The organism is Mycobacterium sp. ST-F2, from assembly GCF_001905655.1.
Classification (GTDB): Bacteria; Actinomycetota; Actinomycetes; order Mycobacteriales; family Mycobacteriaceae; genus Mycobacterium.
Genome location: NZ_JMHT01000038.1, coordinates 68,338 through 89,659, shown reverse-complemented (window position 1 = coordinate 89,659; position 21,322 = coordinate 68,338). Strand labels below are relative to the sequence as shown.

Here is a 21,322-nt window from a genome sequence, read left to right as displayed (position 1 = left end):
GCCGGCTGTTCAGCCGCGGCTGACGGTATTGGACCCGCTCGGAGTGGGAACCTCCGGCGTCCCGGAGTGGTAGATCACGTGGTTGTCCATGCCGGACGTGAGGATCTTGTCGGCGGAGTCGACCGTGACGGTGTTGTCGATTCCAGACACATCGATGGTCGCGCAGTGCCCGGTGATGGTGACGTGGTTGGACACCCCGCTGATGCTGACCGGCCGGTCGTTGCACGCCAGGGTCCGGGTGCCGCGGACACCCGCGATCTGGATGGGCCTGCCCGGGTCGTCGGATTGCGGCGGTAGTTCAACCAGCCCGGGCCCGGCCTGCACCGTGGTGCCGTTGACGACTACTGAGGACTCGTCACCGGGAGGGGCCGGGGCGGCGACCGAGATGCTGGATTGGCGGCTGGGAGAGGACGGAAGGAACGTCGTGTGCTTCTTGCCGGTGATGTTGGCGACGAAGATGATTCCGGCGACCACCGGGCCGACCAAGAAGGCGAGGACGATGGCACCCAGAATCATCCGCCGGGCGGCTGTTGTCGGCACCCCGGACGGCAGCGGCATCGATGGCTGTGGCGGCCACGTCCTCTGGGGCCGGTTGTACTGGGCGGCGTACGGCTGACTGACCACCGGCGCAGGCGTGGGCGCGTGTGTGGCCCACTGCTGGCCGGGTTCCGTCAACTCGGAGGCCCGGGCTTGCTCGTTCATCGCGCGCTCGAGCTCGCGGATGCGGGCCTCTGGATCGTCGTCGCGACTCATGTTCCGATGCTGTCACACCCGGCGGGGCCGCTCAACGCCATTGATAGCGCGTCTTCGGGCGGCCGGTCCCGCCGTATTCGCTTCGGCGCGTGAAGGTTCCGTCCTCGGCCAACCGCTCCAGGTAGCGCCACGCCGTCACCCGCGCCACCCCGACCGCCTTCGCCTCGTCGGCGGTGAGCCCGTCGGGACTGTCCCGCACCGCGCGGGCGATGTCATCGTTCGTCAGGACCGCGGCACCCTTCGGGGCCGCGGATTTGTCTGCGCCGGTGCGCAATTCGGCGAGGGCGCGGTCCACCTCGGCCTGGCTGGCCGCGTCCACCCCGGCCGGCAGCGCCGTGCGGTACCGCTGATAGCGCTCCAGCCGGTCGCGGAACGCCGCGAAGGTGAACGGCTTGAGCAGGTACGCGAGGGCGCCGTGCGCGACGGCGGCCCGGACCATCTCGAGATCACGCTCGGAGGTGATGGCGATGATGTCCGGCGCCGGCCGCAGTCCGGAAAGCGCCGACGCCAAACTGATGCCGCTGGCATCGGGCAATCCGAGGTCCAACAGCACCAGGTCGACGGGGTGGTCTGTGGTGGTCGCCTGGGTGGCCACCTGCATCGCCTCGCGGGCGGTGTGGGCCACTGCCGCGACGGAAAAGCCCTCCAGCCGTTCGACGTACGCGCGGTGCGCCTCGGCGATCAGTGGTTCGTCGTCGACGATCAGCACCGTGATCATGCGGGCACCGCCGGAATCGTCACCGACACCACCGACCCGTAGCTGACGTCTGACGTCAGGGTGCCCTCGTGCCGCTTGACCACCTGCGCCACCAGTGCCAGCCCCAGCCCGTGGCCGGGCGTCGATTTCGTCGAATAGCCTCGGCGCCGGGCATTTTCGAACGTTTCGGGGTCCATGCCGGCGCCGCTGTCAGCCACCCGCAGCAGCAGTTCGGCGCCCGGCTCGCAGCGCACCGTCACCTCGATCCACGGATCGTCGCGGTCGCACGCGTCCATCGCGTTGTCGATCAGGTTGCCCAGCACCGTCACCATCTCCTGCCCCGTCAGCGGTAGATGCGAAGTGTCCGAAGGTAATTGAGAGTCCACGGTGACGGTGAACTCGATGCCGCGCTCATGCGCTTGCGCGCTCTTGCCCAGCAACAGCGCCACCAGCGCGGGTTCCCGGACTTCGTTGGACAGTCGGTCGACGAGGCGCTGGGACAGCTCCAGCTCATCGGTGGCGAAGGCGACGGCGTCGCTGGGGCGGCCCATCTCGACCATGGTGATCACCGTGTGCAGCTTGTTGGCCGCTTCGTGAGCCTGCGCCCGCAACGAGTCGGTGAGTACCTTCAATGAGCTGAGTTCGCCCAGGGTGCCTTGTAATTCGGTACGGTCCCGGTCGTCACGACCTCCGACGCCGTGGTGCCGGCGACCGGTGACCGGCTCACCACCAGCACCCGATCGTCGGTGACGTGCACCTCGTCGCGCACGCCCGGACCGGCGTCCTGCAGGAACTCCGGCAGATCGGACAGTGACACCGCGCCCGGCGGCAGGGCCAGCAGGCGGCGCGCCTCGTCGTTGGCCAGTGCCACCCGGCCCTTCTCCAGGACCAGCAGGCCTTCCGACACCGAATGCAGGACGGCATCGTGGTGCTCGTACATCACCCGCAGCTCCTCGGGCCGCAGGCCGTGGGTTTGCCGGAGCAGCCGGCGCCGGATCAGCCAGGTCCCGGCGAGTGAAAGGGCAAGGGCGGCAAGGCTGATGGCCGCAATCACCGGAATCTGGTGGCGCCACTGCGCGGTCAGGGTGGCCTCGGTGATGCCCGCGGCGACCAGGCCCAGAACCCGCCCGGAGGCGTCCCGGACCGGGGCGATGGTGCGCACCGACCGGCCCAGCGTCCCGGTGTAGAACTCGGTGTACGTCTGGCCTTTCAGGGCCGGCTCCGTGGTGCCCAGATAGTGGCCGCCGATCTGGCGCGGGTCGGTGTGGGTGAACCGGGTGCCGTCGGGCGCCATGACGGTGATGAACGCGATGCCGGTCTGCGCCCGAACGGTTTCGGTGACGGGCTGCAGGACTTCCGTCGCGTTGCCGGCCCGGATGGCGGCAGCCGTCGACGGGGCGTCGGCCAGTGCCGTGACGATGCCGGTGAGCAGCTGTTTGGCCGCCGCGTCGTTGGTGCGGCGCGATTGCACCAGTGCCAGCGCGCTACCGGCCGCCACCACCACGATGACGATGGCGATCTGCAGCGCGACGATCTGGCCGGCCAGGGACCAGCGCGGCGCGGCCGGCCAACTGCGCATCACTGCGCCCTTCTGTGAAATGCCGTGAACGAAATGAACATATGCGTGACGTGCCTCACGTTCTGGCTCAACATCCTTGCAGAAGTGTTTCGAATTCAAGCCCGGAGGATTGCCGACATGACAGCTCTCGCGCCCCGTCGCGACCGAACCCACTGGCTCTATATCGCCGTGCTCGTCGCCGTCGTCGGCGGTGTGGCCGTCGGTCTCATCGCGCCCGGGGTGGGCAAGGACATCGCGGTCCTCGGCACCCTGTTCGTCAGCCTGATCAAGATGATGATCGCGCCGGTCATCTTCTGCACCATCGTGTTGGGCATCGGTTCGGTGCGCAAGGCCGCGACCGTCGGCAAGATCGGCGGTCTGGCGCTGGGGTACTTCCTGGTGATGTCGACGGTGGCGCTGGCCATCGGTCTGGTCGTCGGAAACCTGCTGAGCCCCGGCTCGGGCCTGCACCTGTCCGCGCAGGCGACGGGTCAGGGCGCGAAACTCGCCCAGAAGGCGCACGAGGCCGGCGGCCTCATGGACTTCGTCGCCCACATCATTCCTGAGACCATGCTCTCCGCGCTGACCAGCGGAAACGTTCTGCAGGCGCTCTTCATCGCGCTGCTCGTCGGGTTTGCCGTGCAGGCCATGGGGACCGCCGGCGAACCGATTCTGCGCGGCGTGGTCAGCCTCCAGAAGCTGGTGTTCCGGGTGCTGATCATGATCCTGTGGCTGGCCCCGATCGGCGCTTTCGGCGCCATGGCGGGCGTCGTCGGCCAGACCGGTTGGCGCGCGGTCACCCAATTGCTGACGCTGATGCTCGGCTTCTACGTGACCTGCGTGGTGTTCGTCTTCGGCGTGCTCGGCGTGCTGCTGTGGTCGGTCACGCGGATGTCGATCTTCCGGCTGGTCCGCTACCTTGCCCGCGAGTACCTGCTGATCTTCTCGACGTCGTCGTCGGAGTCGGCGCTGCCCCGGCTGATCGCCAAGATGGAGCACCTCGGCGTGGACCGCAGCACCGTCGGTGTCGTGGTGCCGACCGGCTACTCGTTCAATCTCGACGGCACCGCGATCTAGCTGACCATGGCCGCGCTGTTCATCGCCGACGCCATGGGGCGGCCGATGGCGATCGGAGAGCAGTTGGCGTTGCTGGTCTTCATGATCGTCGCCTCCAAGGGGGCCGCGGGAGTCACCGGCGCGGGCCTGGCGACGCTGGCCGGTGGCCTGCAGAGTCACCGCCCGGACCTGTTGGACGGGGTCGGCCTGATCGTGGGCATCGACCGGTTCATGTCAGAGGCCCGGGCCGTCACCAACTTCTCGGGCAACGCGGTTGCCACCGTGTTGATCGGGGCCTGGACCGGGACGCTCGACCGGGCAAAGGCCGACGGGGTGCTCAGCGGCGGTGATCCGTTCGACGAACTGACGATGGTCGACGCTGAGACGGCGAGCCCGTCGGCAACGTCGGTGTGACGGCCGTCTCATCATGAACAAATTGTGAATTCGTCGATAACAGCGAATCGGGGGCCCGCTTCAGGCGGGCTCCCGTGCTGTCCAGATGTTGATGAACAGAAGTGGAGCCTGGGTTCTATCGTGCAGATGAGACGGATGGGATGGAAGGCGTTCGTGTCGCGGTGTGATGTTTAGCTCACTTTGTCCGGGAATGTCCGGAATCCGTGTTTCGAAACGCTCAGAAATGAGGCCGACCTTTGTTTGCTCAAATTCAAATTTTCCGTTGTTTTCGCAGGTCGGAGCATCGATCACCATTCATAACAAGTGCATAACAATTCGCAACATAAGTAACTCCTAAGAGCCTCTGATCAATTCGTGACGTGGCGTCGCTGAAGCTGTCCGGAATGTCGGTGGCGGTCACTACACTTCTTGAAAGCAGCGCTCATCCGGGCGCACCCGAACGGGAAATCGACTACCGGCGCGTTGCCGCGCTGGCGGAGGTACCGAAGATCGTGGCAAATAATTACGCTCGTGCAAAAGCGAAGCGGGCCGGCGCCCGGGCGCTGCGCGGAACCAAGGACATTGCGCAGGTTGGCCGCGGCACCATTGCCGACATCGCCGAGAGCGCGGGCCAGTTGGTCGCGACCAGCTACGCCGACAACATGGTGTCGCTGATCGAGCCGCGCAGCCGCAGCATCCGCGATATCGCCGTCGACGGTGAGCCGTTCGCGGTCGTCGCCACCGACGACCGGGCCTACGTCGCAGTGTCCGGTGCCGAGTTCGACGGCATCGCCGTCATCGACGTCGCCACCGGTGCCGAGCTGGCCGCCTACCCGCTGGCCTCCGGCGTCAGCGCCCTGGCTGTCAGCCCCGACGGCAAGCGTGTTTTCGCGGGCCGCGCCGGTGACGCCTACATCGACGTCGCCGTCATCGACCTCACCGCCGATCGCGTCGGCACCATCGAGATCGCCACCGGTGCCGCCATCAGCATCGACGCCCTCGCGGTCGACCACACCGGTCGCCGGCTGTACGTCGCCACCACCGACGAGGTGGGCAGCCAGCTGGTCGTCGTCGACACCGAGACCGCGCGCATCCGCAGCACCATCGTCATCGGCGCCCCGATCCGCAGCCTCGCGCTCGGCCCGGACAACACCGCCTACGTGCTGACCTCGGACCTGACCGCCCGCGGTGAGGTGCACGTCGTCGACCTGGCTGCCGGCCGCGTGACCGGACGTTTCGCTGTCGGTGACGCTCCGACCCAGCTGGTGCTCGGCGTCGACGGCTCCCGCGCCTACGTCGTCGACTACAACCGTGTCTCGGTGTTCTGCACCCAGACCAATACCGTGGTCGACGCCATCGCCGCAGACGTCCAGCCGTCCTGCGTGACCGTCAGCCGCGACGGATCGACGCTGTACGTCGCGGACGTCGCCGGTGACGTCACCGCCGTCGCCGTCGAGGCCCCGAAGCCGCTGCTCTACTCGCAGTTCATGGCGACCAAGTCCGTCGCCATGAACGAGGTGCGCGCGCTGGAGCCCGCGACCGTCTGATCGATTCACGAAGAACGCCCCCGCCGGTTGGCGGGGGCGTTCTTCGCGTTCGGCGGGCTACTGCCTGCCCGTGCAGTCGAGCGACACCGAAATGGTCCGGCTGGTCTGCGGCAGCAGGATGGAGTTGCTGTTACGGCCCAGTCCGGGCCCGACCCACGGCACCAACTGCGTCGTCTGCTGTGGATTGCGCACACTGGTCACCGTGCACTCGGACACCGGTGCGGTCCCGAGCTTGTCGATCGTGACCATGTAGCCCTCGGACTGCAGCCGATTGATCGTGTCCTGCGCCGATTTGGCGGCAGCCAATCCTGCCGGTGCGACCATCGTGAGCACAGCCCCGGTTATCGCTGCGGCGAGCGTCCAATTCCTGCGCATGTTTTTCTCCTGTTCGGCCAACGCTAATCATCCTCCTCCCTGGCAGGGTCGGCTAGCATCTCGACATCCCAGCGGCAGCAACCCAGAGGCGAAATTCACAATGCTCAGTACGATGCAGGACGCCCCGCTCACCATCACCACGATCATGCGGCACGCGACCGGCCAGAATGCCCGCCGAACCGTCACGACGGCGCTCGGCGACGGCAAGTACCGCACGACGACCTACGGCGAAGTCGGCGAGCAGGCGGGCCGATTGGCCAACGCGTTGCGCGGTCTCGGTATCACCGGTGATCAGCGGGTGGCCACGTTCATGTGGAACAACGCCGAACACGTGGTGGCGTACCTCGCCATTCCGTCGATGGGCGCGGTGCTGCACACCCTCAACATCCGGCTCTCGCCCGAGCAGATCGCCTACATCGCGAACGAGGCCGAGGACCAGGTCGTCATCGCGGACCTTTCGCTGGCGGCCCAGCTCGCCCCGGTGCTGCCGCAGATGAACACGGTGCACACCGTGATCGCCGTCGGCGCAGGGGATTTGGGGCCGCTCGAAGCGTCCGGCAAGACCGTGCTGCGGTACGACGAGCTGTTGGCCGCCCAGCCCGTCGACTTCGACTGGCCGGAGATCGATGAGCGGTCCGCGGCTGCGATGTGCTACACGAGCGGCACCACCGGAAACCCGAAAGGCGTTGCCTACAGCCATCGCTCGAGTTTTCTGCACACCCTGGCGACGTGCACCAGCAACGCGCTGGACGTCGGCAGTGACGACGTGACCCTGCCCGTCGTGCCCATGTTCCACGCCAACGCTTGGGGTCTGCCCTACGCCGCGCTGATGGCCGGCGCGGACATGGTGATGCCGGACCGGTTCCTGGACGGCGCGTCGCTGATAGACCTCATCGAGACCTGTCGCCCGACCATCACCGCCGCGGTCCCGACGATCTGGAACGACGTCCTGAACTGCCTGGAAAAGAATCCGGGACACGACATTTCGTCGTTGCGGATTGTCGGCTGCGGCGGTTCGGCGGTGCCGCTGTCGATGATGCGGATCTTTCAGGAGCGCTACGGCGTGCACATCCGGCAGGCGTGGGGGATGACCGAGACCTCGCCGCTGGCCACCACCGCCAAGCCGCTACCCAACGTGTCCGAGGAGCAGTACTGGGCGTCCCGCGCGACCGCGGGGCGTCCCCTGTGCGGCGTCGAGATCCGGATCGTCGACGACGCCGGCGCGCCTCTGCCGCACGACGGAGAAGCGGTGGGGGAGATCGAGATTCGCGGTCCGTGGATCACCGGCAGCTACTACCTGGGCTACGACGCGAGCAAGTTCGACAGTGGTTGGTTGCGCACGGGCGATGTCGGACGCATCGACGACTGCGGGTTCGTCACCCTGACCGACCGGGCCAAGGACGTCATCAAGTCCGGCGGCGAGTGGATCTCCTCGGTCGAGTTGGAGAACCACCTGATCGCGCACCCCGCCGTGCTGGAAGCCGCCGTCGTGGCCGTGCCCGACGAGCGCTGGCAGGAACGTCCACTGGTCGCCGTGGTGCTGCACGAGGGCGCGTCCGCCACACCTGCCGAACTTCGAGACTTCTTGGCGGACAAGGTGGTTCGCTGGTGGCTGCCCGAGCGGTGGACCTACATCGATCAGGTACCGCGCACCAGCGTCGGCAAGTACGACAAGAAGACCATCCGCGCCCGGTATGCCGACGGCGGCTACGACGTCGTCACCATCTAGCGCGTCAGGTGCGGACCGCGAGGGCCGACATCAGGTCGGCGAGCCGGTCCGGTCGGTCGAGCATCGAAAACGTCCGTGCGCCGTCGATGATTTCGAGGCGGGCGTTGGGGATGATCTCCGCCAGCTTCTCGCCGTCTTCGACCTCGAAGAACAGGTCGTCGGCCGACCACGCGATGAGCGTCGGCTTGTCGAACTCGTGCAGCCGCGCGGCCACCCCGGTGGTGACGTCGGTGCGCAGGGAGCTGGTGAATTGCCGAAGGTCCTCGGCGACAGCAGGTTTGGACTGCGTGTTGTGTACCCACTCGCGGGTCAGCGCGTCGAGGTCGGTGTACGCGAGCCCGGCATAGGCGCGCTTGCGCACCAACGGGACCCGGAACACCTGAGTGCCGGCCCGGAACACCGCCTTTGACTGCGATGCCACGATCAGCGGCTTGAGGATCGGCGGCGGGAAGTGCTCGAACGCATCGCAGCTCGTCAGCACCAGGGCGCCGATGCGCTCCGGGTGGTGCACCGCGACCAGTTGGGTGACGACACCGCCGGTGTCGTTGCCGGCCAACACGACGTCATCTAGGTCCAGCGCGGCCAGGGTGTCGGCGACGATGCGCGCGACGCCGTGGATGCTCCGGTCGGCGCCCGGGCGTAGCGGTTCGGGATGGGCGCCGAGGGGCCAGGTCGGGGCGATGCACCGCAGGCCGCGTTCGGCCAGTCGCGCGGCGACCCCGCGCCACAGCTGGCCACCCATCATGTACCCGTGGACGAAGACGACGGGCCTGCCGTCCTTCGGCCCGAATTCCTCGTAATGGATGGTTCCGGCGTTAATCTCGATGATCGACATGGATAGCTCCTAGCTCGATACTCATTTACAAACAGTCTGTCCGCAACTTACCAACAGGGTGTATGGAAAACAAGAGACGTACTCAAGAGGAGCGTTCCGCGGCCACCCGCGAGGCGTTGATCGGTGCTGCGCGAAAGCTCTGGGGTGAGCGTGGTTACGCAGAGGTGGGGACGCCCGAGATCGCGACGACCGCCGGGGTGACCCGGGGTGCGATGTATCACCAATTCGCCGACAAGGCAGCGCTTTTCCTGGCTGTGGTGGAAGTGGTGGAGCAGGACGTGATGGCCAGGATGGGCGCGATGGTCGCGACCTCCGGCGCCGCGACGCCGGCCGACGCGGTCCGGGCCGCGGTCGACGCGTGGCTGGAAGTTTCCGGCGACCCCGAGGTGCGGCAGCTGGTGTTGCTGGACGCCCCGAGCGTGCTCGGGTGGGCGGGTTTCCGTGATGTGGCCCAGCGCTACAGCCTGGGGATGACCGAGCAGCTGCTCAGCGAGGCCATGAAGGCGGGCCAGCTGGCCCGCCAGCCCGTGCGGGCACTGGCGCATGTGTTGATCGGAGCGCTCGACGAGGCGGCCATGCTCATCGCCACGGCCGATGACCCGAAGAAGACGCGCCGCGAGACCAGGCAGGTATTGCGCCGCCTGGTCGACGCCATGTTCGAGTGATTTGTGCACGTCCTGTCACGGCGACCGTGACAGGACGTGCACAAATCTTCTAGCGCTCGGCGCGCTGGTAGGCCGTCACGACGGCGGCGCCGCCCAGGCCGATGTTGTGCTGCAGGGCGGCGGTGACGCCGTCGACCTGGCGCTTGTCGGCGGTGCCGCGCAGCTGCCATGTCGGCTCGGAGCACTGGGCCAGGCCCGTCGCGCCGAGCGGGTGGCCCTTGGAGATCAGTCCGCCCGACGGGTTGACCACCCAGCGGCCGCCGTAGGTGGTGTCGTTGTTGTCGATCAGCCGCGGGGCTTCACCCTCACCGCACAGGCCCAGGGCTTCGTACAACAGGAGCTCGTTGGCCGAGAAGCAGTCGTGCAGCTCGATGACCTGGAAGTCCTCGGGGCCCAGGCCTGACTGGTCGTAAACCTTCTGGGCCGCTTGGACATTCATGTCGTAGCCGATGATGTTGGCGGCGCTGCCGTCGAACGTCGAGGCGAAGTCGGTGGTCATGGCCTGGCCGACGATCTCGACGGCCTGCGATGCCAGTCCGTGCTTGTCGACGAACGCCTCGCTGGCGAGAATCGCCGCGCCCGACCCGTCGGAGGTGGGGGAGCACTGCAGCTTGGTCAGCGGGTCGGAGATCATCTTGGCGGCCAGGATGTCGTCGAGCGTGTACTCGTCCTGGAACTGGGCGTACGGGTTGTTGACCGAGTGCTTGTGGTTCTTGTAGCCGATCTTGGCGAAGTGTTCGGCGGTGGTGCCGTACTTCTTCATGTGCTCACGGCCTGCCGCGCCGAACATCCACGGCGCGACGGGGAAGGCGAACTCATCGATCTCGGCCAGGGCCTTGACGTGCCGGCCCAGCGGCGATTCGCGGTCCTGGGCGCCGCCACCGAGCGAGCCCGGCTGCATCTTCTCGAAGCCCAGCGCGATGGTGCAGTCCGCGAGGCCACCCCGGATCGCTTGTGCGGCAAGGAAAAGCGCCGTCGAGCCCGTCGAACAGTTGTTGTTGACGTTGACGATCGGGATGCCCGTCATGCCCAGTTCGTACAGCGCGCGGTTGCCTGAGGTCGAGTCGCCCGAGCAGTAGCCGACATAGCCCTGCTCCACCTGGTCGTACGAGATTCCGGCGTCCTCGAGTGCCTTGGTGCCGGACTCGTTGGCCATCTGCGGGTAGTCCCAGCCTTCGCGGCTGCCGGGCTTCTCGAATTTCGTCATGCCGACGCCGATGACGAACACGCGATTCTTGGACATGGGTTTCCTTTCGTTACTGCAAGTAGTTCAGTCACGCCCGGCGCTTTTAGTCAAGACCCAGAACTCTGGTGCGCGGTGCCGAGCCGGTGGTATACAACCTAGAACGTGTTCTAGTTCTGGCGGTGCTCGGGAGGGTTCATGGCGTTGCGGGTCGTGCAGTGGGCAACCGGCGGAGTCGGCGTCGCCGCGATCAAAGGCGTGCTGGAACATCCGGACCTGGAACTGGCCGGCTGTTGGGTGCACTCGGAAGCCAAGAACGGCAAGGACGTTGGCGAGATCATCGGCGGTGCGCCGCTCGGCGTCACCGCCACCAACAGCATCGACGACATCCTGGCGCTCGAGGCCGACGCCGTCATCTACGCCCCGCTGATGGCCAACCCCGACGAGGTCGCCGCGCTGCTGCGGTCCGGCAAGAACGTGGTGACGCCCGTCGGGTGGGTGTACCCGAGCGAGAAGCAGGGCGCGCCGATGCGCGAGGCCGCGCTGGCCGGCGGCGTCACGCTGCACGGCACCGGCATCGCGCCCGGCGGCATCAGCGAGAAGTTCCCGCTGCTGTTCTCGGTGATGTCTACCGGAGTGACTTTCGTTCGGGCCGAAGAGTTCTCGGACCTGCGCACCTACGAGGCACCCGACGTACTGCGGCACGTCATGGGATTCGGTGAGACCCCGGACAAGGCGCTGACCGGTCCGATGCAGAAGCTGCTGGACAGCGGCTTCATTCAGGCTGTGAAGATGTGCGTCGATGAGTTCGGCTTCAACGCCGATCCGAAGATCGTTGCGCTCCAAGAGGTTGCCGTGGCGACAGCGCCCATCGACTCGCCGCTGGGACCGATTCAGCCGGGCCAGGTGGCGGCGCGCAAGTTTCACTGGGAGGCGGTCGTCGGCGACGAGGTCGTCGTGCGCGTCACCGTCAACTGGTTCATGGGTGAGGAAAACCTGGACCCGGCATGGGATTTCGGCCCCGAAGGGCAGCGCTACGAGATGGAGGTCAAGGGAAATCCGGACTTCACCGTGTCGATCAAGGGCTTTCAGGGGCTGGTCGGAGAGGACGGCCCCGAACCCGGCGTCGTCGGCACCGCCGCCCACTGCGTCAACTCCGTGCCCGCGGTGTGTGCCGCGGAACCGGGTATCGCCACCTATCTGGACCTGCCGCTCTTCAGCGCGAAGGCGGCGCCGCGACTGAGGTGAGCGCGACGTTTTTGTACGCCCGCGGCGGCGTGTCGGCGTGCAGACACGGCCGCTCGCGGTCAAGGTTGCACGAGTATCCGGATCGGATTGCCTTCGGCCCGATCGAGTTTCGCGATGCCCTCGGCGACGTCCTCGAGCGGCACGATCTCGCTGATGGACCGGGTGAGGTCGAGGCGGCCCCGGGACACCAGTGTGGCGAGCGTGCCGATGTCGGCGTTCTGGTAGCCGAGGTGGCCGCGCACCTGTTTCTTGGTCAGGTTGAAGAACGACGTCGGGCCGATCGACGGGGCATCGGCGCTCATCCCGACGCCGACGAACCGTCCACCCACGGTCAGTGCCGCCAGCGCCTGATCGAACGTCGACCCCTTGCCGACCGCGTCGAACGCGACGTCGAGCATCCGGCCGCCGGTGGCCGTGCCGATCTGGGCCAACAACTCCGGGTCGCGGGCGTCGAACGCGTAGTCCGCACCGACTGCCAAAGCTCGTTCCAGCACCGCCGGATTGACGTCGACTGCGATGATCGGTGCCGCGCCGACCAACCGGGCCAATTGCACGATGTGCGTGCCGAGTCCACCCACGCCCCACACCCCGACGGACTCGCCGATGCCCACCTGACCGGTGCGAACCACGGCGCCGAACGGCGTCGACACCGCGTCGGCCAGGATCGCGGCCTGCTCCAGCGGCACGTTGTCGGGCACGCGGGTCAGCCCGAAGGCCTGAGCCACGGTGTACTCGGCCCAGCCGCCGTCGTACGCGAACGCCATGAGCCGGATGCGCAGACAGTTCGACATGTCGCCACGCAGGCAGTTCACGCACTCCAGGCACGGCCTGCCGGCGGCGACGACGACGCGGTCGCCCTCGGCCCAGCCGGTGACGCCCGGCCCGAGCTTGGCGATGGTGCCCGAGGTCTCGTGGCCTTGCGTGACCACGGGGAGCTGCGCCGGGAAGGTGCCGTTGATCAGGCTGAGGTCGGAGTGGCATATGCCGCAGTACGCGACCTTGACCAGCACCTCGCCGGGGCCCGGTTCCGGAATCGGAACATCTTCCACCACAACCTTTTTGGTATCGGAGTAGAACCGTTGGGCCCGCATCGTCGAGGTCATGACACTCCAGTGGTCAGGATCGATGGTTACGATCGCCATCATGGCGCAGGCATTGGTGGTCGAGCAATCACGAACAGTTCCCGTCACGGTCGCTGACGCGTTCAGCGGCACCGTCCCGATGCCGCTGAACGAGTTGTTCTGTCGCTGGTACGGACCGATCCCGCCGATCAAAGGCGTCCGCGACCAGACCGGCATCTGGGATGCCGTGGGGCAGACGCGGACCATCCTGCTCCAGGGTGGTGGCAGCATGGCCGAGACGCTCACGTCGTTCAACGAGCCGCACTCGTTCGGCTACACGCTGTCCGACATCACTGGACCGATGGCCGCCTTGATCAGCGGGGTACAGGGAGTGTGGATTTTCGAGGCCGATCCTGATTTGCAGGGCACCGGCACCAAAATCACCTGGCGCTGGACGCTGCACCGCCGCAGTGCGGCGAGCGCGCCGCTGCTGCCGGTGTTCGGGCGGTTGTGGAAGGGATATGCGGGACGGTCACTCGAACATCTTTCTGACCTGCTGGTGGGATGACATTCCCACCGTGCACGCCAATTCATGTTAGATGGACTAATGACTAAGCGTGCACTCGTTTTAGCAGGTGGCGGCATCGCCGGCATCGCATGGGAGACCGGCATCCTGCAGGGAATCGCCGACGAAGCCCCCGAAATCGCCCTGGCATTGCGCAATTCGGACGTGGTGTTGGGCACATCGGCCGGCTCGGCGGTCAGCGCTCAACTCGGCAGCGCGCTGACCATCGAGGAACTGTACGAGCGCCAGGTCGCCGCGGAATCGGCGGAGATGAGCCCGGGGATCAAGCTCGAAGCCGTCATCGCGTTGTTCGAGGCGGTCATGGGTGTCCCGGAGGCGACGCAAGCAGAGAAACTACGGCGCCTCGGGGCTGCCGCGGCGGCTGCGGACACCGTCAGCTCCGCCGTGCGGCGCAACGTCATCGAGCGCCGGCTGCCATCGCACGAATGGCCGGCACACGACCTGCGCATCACCGGCGTAGACATCGACAGCGGTGAGTTGGTGGTCTTCACCCGGGATTCGGGCGTATCGCTCGTGGACGCTGTCGAGGCCAGCTGCGCGGTGCCGGCGGCCTGGCCGGTCGTGACCATCGATGGTCATCGCTACATGGACGGCGGCATGGGCAGCAGCGTCAACATGATCGCCGTCAAGGACTGTGACGAGGCCGTCGTGTTGGTGCCGGCCGTCGCGGACTCGGTGTCGGTATTCGGGCCTGGCCCCGGTGCCGACGTCAAGAGCTTCGCGGGCCGCGTCTGCGGCGTCTTCGCCGACGACGAATCCATCGCGGCCTTCGGCGCCGACGCGCTCGATCCGGCCTGCCGCGTCCCGTCGGCGCAGGCCGGCCGGGCGCAAGGGCGCCGGGTGGCCGCGGACGTCGCCGCGTTCCTGGCCTAGTCGCCGAGTTTGAGGGAATCGAGTGCGGCGCAAGCTAATTCGTGCCCGATCTCGATGACCTCGTCGGCGCGGTAGAACTCCAGGCTGCGGCACACCGTGCGCGGAACCTCGATCAGTAGATCGGGTGGGTAGGCCGCCAGGGTGTGCCGCATCAGCGCGGCCTGCGAGATTTCGATGGTGCGGTTCATGACCTCGAACCCGCCGAGCCTCGGCATGGGGGTGTCCTCGACGTCTGCCTCGGCGCCCGGGTCGGCGACGTGGTCGACGCTGTCCACCGCGTTGCTGAAGCGGCTCAGCACCGAACGCGCGGTGGGTCCGTCGAGCAGCGTGCTCGCCGCGGCCCGGTCGATGAGCGACGTCGTGCTGCGCCGCATTCGGGCCATCAGTTCCGCGGTGGCGCTCGGCGCATCCGCCGGGGGAGTGGGGTCGCTGGCATTGAGGCTGACGGCGATGGTCAGATCGGCGTTGACGGCCGCGAGCGGGGCCATGGGCAGCGGGTCCAGGATGCCGCCGTCGGCCAGTAGTCGGCCGTCCAACAGGTACGGGGCGATGACGCCCGGGATCGCGATGGAGGCCCGGATGGCTGCATCGATGGGGCCGCGCTGCAGCCAGACCGACTTACCGGCGATCAGATCGGTCGAGACGGCGGTGAAAGGGATGGGCAGGCTCTCGATGGTCCGCGGGCCGATGATCTCGCGGACGGCCGTCAGAATCTTCTCCGCCCGGAGCACGCCGGCCGCGGTCAGTGACGGATCGAGGAGGCGCAGTACCGCGCTCTGAGTGAGGGCGCTGGCCCAGGTCGTGAATTCGTCGAGGGTGCCGGCGGCTTGCAGGGCGCCGACGAGTGCACCCATGGATGAGCCGGAGATGCCGACGATGTCGAATCCGCGCTCGCGGAGCGCGTCGATGACCCCGATGTGTGCGTAACCCCGGGCACCACCGCTGCCAAGGACCAGTGCGACCCGCATGGCCCTATTTTGGCGTGCGGATCAGACGCGGGCGAGACGAGGCCGGGTCAGCAGCGGCAGCGGGAGAAGAATGCCGCCGAGATCAGGCCGATGATCAGTGCCACCTGCGGCTGGCCGCTGCTCATGGCGAAGAGGATGCCACTGACGGCTGCGACGGCGATGAGCAGCAGCAGGGTGCCCATGAGGAGCACTCGGCGGCCGTTGACCGCGCCGTTGTGTGCGCGAGCGACCGGTACGTGCTGACGAGCAACCACGGGCTCATCCCTTCGACTGTGAGTGAGACAACCCACAGTGTGCACCATTCTGTGAGTGGAAGCACAATTACTGACCAGTAATTGGGAAATGCGCCGGATTCGTTAGCTGATCTCAGTGCTCGTGCGGCGTTTTGCCTGGTCGGCGGGCAATTTTATTAGTTGTGCTTTGTGTTCTGGAAATGGCGTTCGGCCCGTTTTCGGGCGCTGTATCGCCGTCGAAATTAATTCGCTGCGCTAATCTAAATAATTCGCCGAAGAGTCTGGAAGTCTCAATCAATTTGATTAGTCGACTTAAACGCTTTGGATGCGCAGGCGTCGATCTCGGCCTGTCGGGAGGGCGTCAGTTGACGCAGGGGATCCCGCCGTCGGCCCGCACGGGCGCCCCCGATTCCGGCTTCGGCAGTGTGCTGTCGTAGCTGGACGACTTGGCCGCGGCCATGGAAACGCTGTCCAGGGTGTCGGGCACCTGGTAGCCCGGGCCCAGGGTGATGTGGATGCGTCCGGCCGGCACCGACGAGTCGGCGCGGACCGCGTCGATGCCGAGCAGTTCCGCCAGGTGCTTGGCCTCGGCGTCGGCTCCGGCGCCGAAGTCGATGGCCGTCGAACTCAGCTCGCCGTCCTGCGAGCTCCGGGTCTGGCCCATGTTGTAGTTGAGGTCGGCCAGGATCTGCGACATCTGCCGGCCGAGGCCCATCACGTCCGAACCGTTGATGACGTCGATGACGGCGGTCTTGGAGCTCTTGGTCGTGCTGCCCGTCGTGTCCGTCGTGTCTGCGGCCTTGTCCAGGGTGGACGGTTCGGTCGACGTGCTGCTGGGCGTGGCCGTCGACGTCGCCCCGGGTGGCGGCTTCAGGCCGAAGGCCTTGGCGACCTCGGTCTTGATGGCCAGCGGGTCGACGATGTTGACGTCCTGGCCGTCGATGTTGTCGTAGCGCAGCACCGGCAGGGTCCGGTACTGGACGTTGGCCCCGCCGGCGATCTCGCCCATGCGCTGGAACTGCTCCTGGCCCCATCCGGCCGACAGCACGACGTCCTTCTGCGCCACACCGATCAGCTGGTTCAGCTTGCCGAGGTCGCTGAACGAGCCGTCCTTCTGCAGCTGGTGCATCACCGAGATCAGGAAGGCCTGCTGGCGGTGCGTCCGGTCCAGATCGCCGTTGTCCAGGCCGTGACGTTGCCGCACGAAGGCGACGGCCTGCGAGGCGTCGAGCGTCTGCCGGCCGGCCGGGAAATCGGCGCCCGAGTAGTCGTCGTACACGGGGTGATTCAGGCAGATCTCGACGCCGCCGAGGCTCTCGGCGATGTCGTAGAAGCCCGCGAGGTTCACCTCGGCGAAGTAGTCGATGGGCGCGCCGGTCAGATTGCGGACCGCGGCCAGCGTCGCCGCGCGGCCGGCCTCACGGCTCTTGCGCTCCAATTCGGCCTGATCGGTGACGCCCTTGTCCATCAGGTGCTGCATGGCGTTGGCCTTGGTCAGGCCGTACGCCTCTTTGATCTTGATGTGGTCGTAGCCCGGGATGCCCGTGACCCGCACGTAGTCGTCACGCGGGATGGAGAACGCGACCACATGGTTGTCGGTGGTGATGTGCGCCAGGATCAGCGTGTTGGTGTTGTAGCCGCCGTTGTCGGAATCCCCGGCGTGCAGCTTGTCGAGCAGCGCCTGCGGCAGGTCGTTGCCCTGCTGGTCCTTACGCGAGTCCAGGCCGATCAGCAGGATGTTCATGGCCCCGCCGGTCGACTTGGGTGCATCCGCCCCGAGCGCGTCACTGACCGTGATGCCGTGCAGCGCGCCGCGCACCGTCCACCAGCCCAGGCCCGTCGTCACCACCGCCACGGCCGTCACCAGCGCGAGCACCACGCGGCCGACGGTGTCCCAGCCCACGCGGGCGCTAAGCAGGCTTTGCAGCCGGCTCCGGCGGTGCCGGGCTGGAAGACGGTGGCGGGCGGAATCGCTGCGCTGGAGATCGGACGTGGTCAGTTGCTTCGGCCTCGCGGGTACGTGAGGACCGCCGGTCGGATCCGGCGGTCGGAGTTCGGTATCACCGCGGCCCGCGTGGATTCGTCGTCAGCGACCGGACGGCAGCACCCCGATTTTAGGGCAACGCCGCAGACTCAGCGAATCCTCAGAGAACGGCCGCGATCAGCCGCATTCACCCCTGGATGCGCTGGTCGCGGCCATGATCACACCGGCCTGTTGGGCTGCTGTGAGCTCGGTCCACGGGGTGTTGAAGTTACCGGGATCACGTGTTTCCGGCTGTTGCAGGATGCTCAGGTAGGGCTCGACGAGCGTCGCCGGGTCCGTCTTCTGGGCGTCCATCCACAGTTTCGCGGCGTGGCACGCCTGGCCGAACTCGGACTCCGTCGCGGCCGACGGGGCGTCCACGGCGGTCGTCACGCCGCCCGGGGAGACGGCGACGCCGCCGGGTGCCGGCTTTTCGTTCGTCTGCGCCTGCGCCTGCGTCGGCAGCTCGGCGGGGGTCTGCGCTGGGCCGGCCTGTTTGTCGGGCCCGCAGCCGGTGAGCACGGTCAGAGCGGTGGCGGTGAGCAGCGTTGCCCGGATGACGGTCTGCATGACAGCCAATCTAGATGCGTTGCCATTCAGGATCACCCTGACGTTAACCATTCCCTGCAGGCCGGGGCGCCGTCACGATGGGAAACATGGCAGTGCAGAACATGCAGAACGCGCAGTGTTGTCGGGCTTGAGCCCGGCCCTGTGAGGGCGCCAAGCCCACCGTTCGTTTCTGCATTGGAGTTCCGTCATGTCCGTCCTGACAGATTTTTCTGTATCCGGTCCTGCCTTGGTCGCGCCGACCCGATTGCGTCTACCCGACCTCCTGCACGCCACCGACCGGTGCGCAGACGATGTGCTCAGCGGCCGCTACGACCGGCTGTTACCCGCCGATGGCCTGCCTCTCGACGAACGCTGGTACCGCCGGTTGTACGGCGACGATGAGCTCGATCTCTGGCTGATCAGCTGGGTACCGGAACGCAGCACCGAACTGCACGACCATGGTGGATCCCTGGGTGCCCTGACCGTGGTGTCCGGGGCGCTGGAGGAAACCCGCTGGGACGGCCGCGGGCTGCGCCGGCGCACGCTCGAGGCCGGTGACCAGGCGGCGTTCCCGTTGGGGTGGGTCCACGACGTGGTGCGGGCCGGCGATCAGGCGACGGTGTCGCAGCCCACCCTGAGCGTGCACGCGTACTCGCCGCCGCTGACCGCCATGTCGTACTACGACGTCACCGACAGTCACAAGCTGCGTCGCGTCTACACCGAACTCACCGACAAGCCCGAGGGGGAATGATGGCGGCCGAGGCGAGCGAAGCGACGGGAAATGTGACCCGGGCGAGCGAAGCGACGGGAAATGTGACCCGGGCGAGCGAAGCGACGGGAAATGTGACCAGCAAAGTCGACGCCCTGTTGGCCGCGGCGCGGGAGCGGCTGGTCCGGCTGTCCGCCGCCGAAATCCCCGCTGCACTGAACCGCGGCGCCGTCCTCGTGGACATCAGGCCCGCCGCGCAGCGCGCCATCGAGGGCGAGTTCCCCGGCGCGCTGATCGTCGAACGCAACGTCCTGGAATGGCGCTGCGATCCGACCAGCGACGCCCGCCTGCCCCAGGCCACCGGCGACGACGTCGAGTGGGTGATCCTGTGCTCGCAGGGCTACACCTCGAGCCTGGCCGCGGCGGCGCTGCAGGACCTGGGGCTGTACCGGGCCACCGACGTCATCGGCGGGTACCGGGCGCTGGTGGACGAAGGCCTGCTGGGCGGGACGGCCGCGGCGGTGCTGCTACGTGCCGGCGCTTGGGTGTAGCAGCGGACGCAACCGTTCCGTCTTCTCCGGGGTCCAACCCGGCGGCTGCAGTACGTCGGCCCAGGCGTTCGCGACGTCCTTGATGTAGACGTGGCCGTGCCCGTCGGGCACGTCTACCGCGACGGCCATGTCGGCCGACACCTGCAGGAACGTCACGACGGGAATCCACTCCATCCGCGGTGAGACGTCGCGGCCGCGGGGCTCTTCCAGCCAGTCCGGCCGGGCGAACAGCAGGTCGGGGTTCCACCAGGCGATCGGGTCGGATGCGTGTTGCAGGTAGACGACCCTCGGGTGGTCCCAGGGCGCATCCGCCGGACGGTTCAAATCCTCAGGGCGAGAACCGAACCGGGCGTTGCGGCCGTGGTCGTAGATCGGCAGCTTCTCGGGGGAACCGGCGTCCCGGTAGCGCGTGAGTTCGGTCCAGATGGGGTTGTTGAACGTGGGGCCGGAGAACAACGCGCCGTTGGTGCGGGCCACCAGGTTGTTGAGTGCCTGGAACGGGGCCTCGCCGCCGAATGAACCGAGGCTCTCGCCGAACACCACCAGCTTCGGGCGCTTGGCCTCGGGCATCTGGCGCACCAGCGCGTCGACTTCTTCGAAGAGATCCTGCCCGGCTTCCTGGGCGTTGGCCTTGTCCACGAGGAACGAAATCCAGCTGGGCAGGAACGAATACTGCATCGACACGATCGCCGTGTTGCCGTTGTACATGTACTCCAGCGACGCGGCTTCGGCCTCGTTGATCCACCCGGTGCCCGTGGTGGTGGCGACGGCGACGACGGCGCGCTCGAGGCCACCGGTGCGTTTGAGTTCCTGCGCGGCCAGCTTGGCCGTGGCCCGGATACCGTCCGCCGAATGCAGGCCCGCGTAGGTGCGGATGGGCTCGATTGCCTTGCTGCCGTTGAACTTCGACAGTTCCTCGACGCTCGGTCCGTTGGCTACGAAGATGCGGCCCTGCCGGCCCAGCGAGGACCAGCTGGTCAGTGAGCCGGGCCCGCCAGAACGCAAAGGTGATGTGGGAGGCGGGTTGTCGGGATCGTCCTCATCGTTGGCCGAGGCGAAGGTGTTGTTGATCCACGACATCGCATAGTTGCCCACGACGCCGTTGAACACTTCCACCGACACGGCGACGACCAGCAGTACGGCCACCACACCCGACACCCGCGGCGGTGCCACCCGCTCCAGTTGGCGCATCAGGAAACGCACCAATTTGCGGACCAACTGGCCGATTTCGACGAAGCCGAACAGGAAGACGATCGAATACACCGCGGTCAACGGGTGGTCCCAGAACTTCATCCGGGGCACGCCCATCATGTCGCGAACCTCGTCCTGCCAGACGTGGAACCAGATGATCGCGAGGATTTGGCCGATGATGCCGAGCCCGATCAGGATCAGCCACGCCCAGCGTGGGGCCTTGGGGCTGCTGTCCTTCGACCGCATGTAGCGCACAGCCCAGACACCCAGGACCCCGAGGCCGTAGCCGCAGGCGCCGGCGGCGCCGCTGACGATGCCCTGGAACAGCGGCCCGCGCGGCAGCAGCGACGGGGTCATCGACAGCCAGATGAAGGTCAGGCCGACCGCGGTCCCGAAGAACGTGTAGCGGCGAACCCACCAATCTGACGGTGGCTCTTCCAGTTTCGCCACGAGCGACTCTTCACTCGACGGCTCGGCGACCGCGACGGCAGTGCCGTCGTCGTCGGCAGGATCGGCGTCGTGAACGGTGTCGGCCACCG

At 67.1% G+C, this 21,322-nt stretch carries 19 protein-coding genes and 2 pseudogenes; 9 read left to right on the top strand and 12 right to left on the bottom strand.

Annotation, left to right across the window (positions count from 1 at the left end; genetic code table 11):
* Positions 1-9 precede the first annotated feature (9 nt).
* The 3 genes and pseudogenes from EB75_RS15715 to EB75_RS15705 form a co-directional block, all read right to left on the bottom strand.
* Positions 10-753, bottom strand: coding sequence for a DUF3060 domain-containing protein (locus tag EB75_RS15715; RefSeq protein ID WP_073696287.1), 744 nt, complete (start codon positions 751-753; stop codon positions 10-12).
* Between the two features lie 31 nt (positions 754-784).
* Positions 785-1,471 carry a response regulator gene (locus EB75_RS15710; RefSeq protein WP_073696286.1) on the bottom strand — a complete coding sequence of 229 codons (687 nt, stop codon included), beginning with the start codon at positions 1,469-1,471 and terminating at the stop codon, positions 785-787.
* Positions 1,468-3,029: pseudogene (locus EB75_RS15705) on the bottom strand (sensor histidine kinase). Before EB75_RS15705 ends, EB75_RS15710 begins: the two are co-directional and overlap by 4 nt.
* Before the next feature lie 117 nt (positions 3,030-3,146).
* Here EB75_RS15705 and EB75_RS15700 point away from each other — a divergent pair.
* Positions 3,147-4,478 (top strand): annotated as a pseudogene (locus EB75_RS15700) (cation:dicarboxylate symporter family transporter).
* 359 nt (positions 4,479-4,837) lie between these two features.
* Complete coding sequence (locus EB75_RS15695; RefSeq protein WP_286150209.1) at positions 4,838-6,004, top strand: MmpL3/TtfA transport complex stabilizer; 1,167 nt, start codon at positions 4,838-4,840, stop codon at positions 6,002-6,004.
* A gap of 57 nt (positions 6,005-6,061) precedes the next feature.
* On the opposite strand, the gene EB75_RS15690 is transcribed toward EB75_RS15695, so the two are convergent.
* A complete protein-coding gene (locus EB75_RS15690) occupies positions 6,062-6,379 on the bottom strand; it encodes a hypothetical protein (protein WP_073696309.1) in 318 nt (105 codons plus the stop codon).
* A 100-nt stretch (positions 6,380-6,479) separates the two neighbouring features.
* Here EB75_RS15690 and EB75_RS15685 point away from each other — a divergent pair, with 100 nt between their 5' ends.
* Entirely contained in the window at positions 6,480-8,108 is a 1,629-nt protein-coding gene (locus EB75_RS15685) for a fatty acid--CoA ligase (RefSeq protein WP_073696285.1), read from the top strand.
* 4 nt (positions 8,109-8,112) lie between these two features.
* On the opposite strand, the gene EB75_RS15680 is transcribed toward EB75_RS15685, so the two are convergent.
* The gene (locus tag EB75_RS15680; RefSeq protein ID WP_073696284.1) at positions 8,113-8,943 is read right to left on the bottom strand and encodes an alpha/beta fold hydrolase; all 831 of its coding nucleotides are present in this window, start codon (positions 8,941-8,943) and stop codon (positions 8,113-8,115) included.
* A gap of 62 nt (positions 8,944-9,005) precedes the next feature.
* Between EB75_RS15680 and EB75_RS15675 the strand changes: the two genes are divergently transcribed.
* Entirely contained in the window at positions 9,006-9,608 is a 603-nt protein-coding gene (locus EB75_RS15675; protein ID WP_073696283.1) for a TetR/AcrR family transcriptional regulator, read from the top strand.
* 49 nt (positions 9,609-9,657) lie between these two features.
* Here the strand turns inward: EB75_RS15675 and EB75_RS15670 are convergent, their stop codons facing one another.
* Positions 9,658-10,851 (bottom strand): lipid-transfer protein, encoded by a 1,194-nt coding sequence (locus EB75_RS15670; protein WP_073696282.1) that lies wholly within the window; start codon positions 10,849-10,851, stop codon positions 9,658-9,660.
* Positions 10,852-10,989: 138 nt separating this feature from the next.
* On the opposite strand from EB75_RS15670, the gene EB75_RS15665 reads away from it, so the two are divergent.
* Entirely contained in the window at positions 10,990-12,039 is a 1,050-nt protein-coding gene (locus EB75_RS15665) for an NAD(P)H-dependent amine dehydrogenase family protein (protein ID WP_073696281.1), read from the top strand.
* A 59-nt stretch (positions 12,040-12,098) separates the two neighbouring features.
* Here the strand turns inward: EB75_RS15665 and EB75_RS15660 are convergent, their stop codons facing one another.
* Entirely contained in the window at positions 12,099-13,142 is a 1,044-nt protein-coding gene (locus tag EB75_RS15660; RefSeq protein WP_073696308.1) for a zinc-binding dehydrogenase, read from the bottom strand.
* Positions 13,143-13,182: 40 nt separating this feature from the next.
* Between EB75_RS15660 and EB75_RS15655 the strand changes: the two genes are divergently transcribed.
* On the top strand, positions 13,183-13,668 hold the full coding sequence (locus tag EB75_RS15655; RefSeq protein ID WP_073696280.1) for an SRPBCC family protein: 486 nt from the start codon (positions 13,183-13,185) through the stop codon (positions 13,666-13,668).
* Positions 13,669-13,707: 39 nt separating this feature from the next.
* Positions 13,708-14,559 (top strand): patatin-like phospholipase family protein, encoded by an 852-nt coding sequence (locus EB75_RS15650; protein ID WP_083612307.1) that lies wholly within the window; start codon positions 13,708-13,710, stop codon positions 14,557-14,559.
* Here the strand turns inward: EB75_RS15650 and EB75_RS15645 are convergent.
* From EB75_RS15645 to lpqV, 4 genes are all read right to left on the bottom strand, one after another.
* Complete coding sequence (locus EB75_RS15645) at positions 14,556-15,527, bottom strand: patatin-like phospholipase family protein (protein WP_073696278.1); 972 nt, start codon at positions 15,525-15,527, stop codon at positions 14,556-14,558. The two genes, EB75_RS15650 and EB75_RS15645, sit on opposite strands and share 4 nt — an antisense overlap.
* A gap of 47 nt (positions 15,528-15,574) precedes the next feature.
* The gene (locus tag EB75_RS15640; protein ID WP_073696277.1) at positions 15,575-15,781 is read right to left on the bottom strand and encodes a hypothetical protein; all 207 of its coding nucleotides are present in this window, start codon (positions 15,779-15,781) and stop codon (positions 15,575-15,577) included.
* Positions 15,782-16,121: 340 nt separating this feature from the next.
* Positions 16,122-17,759, bottom strand: coding sequence for an LCP family protein (locus EB75_RS15635; protein ID WP_073696276.1), 1,638 nt, complete (start codon positions 17,757-17,759; stop codon positions 16,122-16,124).
* A gap of 162 nt (positions 17,760-17,921) precedes the next feature.
* Entirely contained in the window at positions 17,922-18,353 is a 432-nt protein-coding gene (gene lpqV, locus EB75_RS15630) for a lipoprotein LpqV (protein WP_073696275.1), read from the bottom strand.
* A gap of 187 nt (positions 18,354-18,540) precedes the next feature.
* Between lpqV and EB75_RS15625 the strand changes: the two genes are divergently transcribed.
* Both EB75_RS15625 and EB75_RS15620 read left to right on the top strand, forming a co-directional pair.
* On the top strand, positions 18,541-19,083 hold the full coding sequence (locus EB75_RS15625; RefSeq protein ID WP_073696274.1) for a cysteine dioxygenase: 543 nt from the start codon (positions 18,541-18,543) through the stop codon (positions 19,081-19,083).
* Between the two features lie 92 nt (positions 19,084-19,175).
* The gene (locus EB75_RS15620) at positions 19,176-19,592 is read left to right on the top strand and encodes a rhodanese-like domain-containing protein (protein ID WP_073696307.1); all 417 of its coding nucleotides are present in this window, start codon (positions 19,176-19,178) and stop codon (positions 19,590-19,592) included.
* Here EB75_RS15620 and EB75_RS15615 read toward each other — a convergent pair.
* Positions 19,569-21,320, bottom strand: a complete 1,752-nt coding sequence (locus EB75_RS15615; RefSeq protein WP_142239624.1) for an alpha/beta hydrolase — start codon at positions 21,318-21,320, stop codon at positions 19,569-19,571. The genes EB75_RS15620 and EB75_RS15615 overlap by 24 nt on opposite strands.
* Positions 21,321-21,322: the final 2 nt, after the last annotated feature.

Excerpts from the sequence above, each read along its gene's own strand:
- EB75_RS15715 (WP_073696287.1), bottom strand. The coding sequence starts at position 753 with ATGAGTCGCGACGACGATCCAGAGGCCCGCATCCGCGAGCTCGAGCGC.
- EB75_RS15710 (WP_073696286.1), bottom strand. The coding sequence starts at position 1,471 with ATGATCACGGTGCTGATCGTCGACGACGAACCACTGATCGCCGAGGCG.
- EB75_RS15690 (WP_073696309.1), bottom strand. The coding sequence starts at position 6,379 with ATGCGCAGGAATTGGACGCTCGCCGCAGCGATAACCGGGGCTGTGCTC.
- EB75_RS15685 (WP_073696285.1), top strand. The coding sequence starts at position 6,480 with ATGCTCAGTACGATGCAGGACGCCCCGCTCACCATCACCACGATCATG.
- EB75_RS15680 (WP_073696284.1), bottom strand. The coding sequence starts at position 8,943 with ATGTCGATCATCGAGATTAACGCCGGAACCATCCATTACGAGGAATTC.
- EB75_RS15675 (WP_073696283.1), top strand. The coding sequence starts at position 9,006 with ATGGAAAACAAGAGACGTACTCAAGAGGAGCGTTCCGCGGCCACCCGC.
- EB75_RS15670 (WP_073696282.1), bottom strand. The coding sequence starts at position 10,851 with ATGTCCAAGAATCGCGTGTTCGTCATCGGCGTCGGCATGACGAAATTC.
- EB75_RS15665 (WP_073696281.1), top strand. The coding sequence starts at position 10,990 with ATGGCGTTGCGGGTCGTGCAGTGGGCAACCGGCGGAGTCGGCGTCGCC.
- EB75_RS15660 (WP_073696308.1), bottom strand. The coding sequence starts at position 13,142 with ATGACCTCGACGATGCGGGCCCAACGGTTCTACTCCGATACCAAAAAG.
- EB75_RS15655 (WP_073696280.1), top strand. The coding sequence starts at position 13,183 with ATGGCGCAGGCATTGGTGGTCGAGCAATCACGAACAGTTCCCGTCACG.
- EB75_RS15650 (WP_083612307.1), top strand. The coding sequence starts at position 13,708 with ATGACTAAGCGTGCACTCGTTTTAGCAGGTGGCGGCATCGCCGGCATC.
- EB75_RS15645 (WP_073696278.1), bottom strand. The coding sequence starts at position 15,527 with ATGCGGGTCGCACTGGTCCTTGGCAGCGGTGGTGCCCGGGGTTACGCA.
- lpqV (WP_073696275.1), bottom strand. The coding sequence starts at position 18,353 with ATGCAGACCGTCATCCGGGCAACGCTGCTCACCGCCACCGCTCTGACC.
- EB75_RS15625 (WP_073696274.1), top strand. The coding sequence starts at position 18,541 with ATGTCCGTCCTGACAGATTTTTCTGTATCCGGTCCTGCCTTGGTCGCG.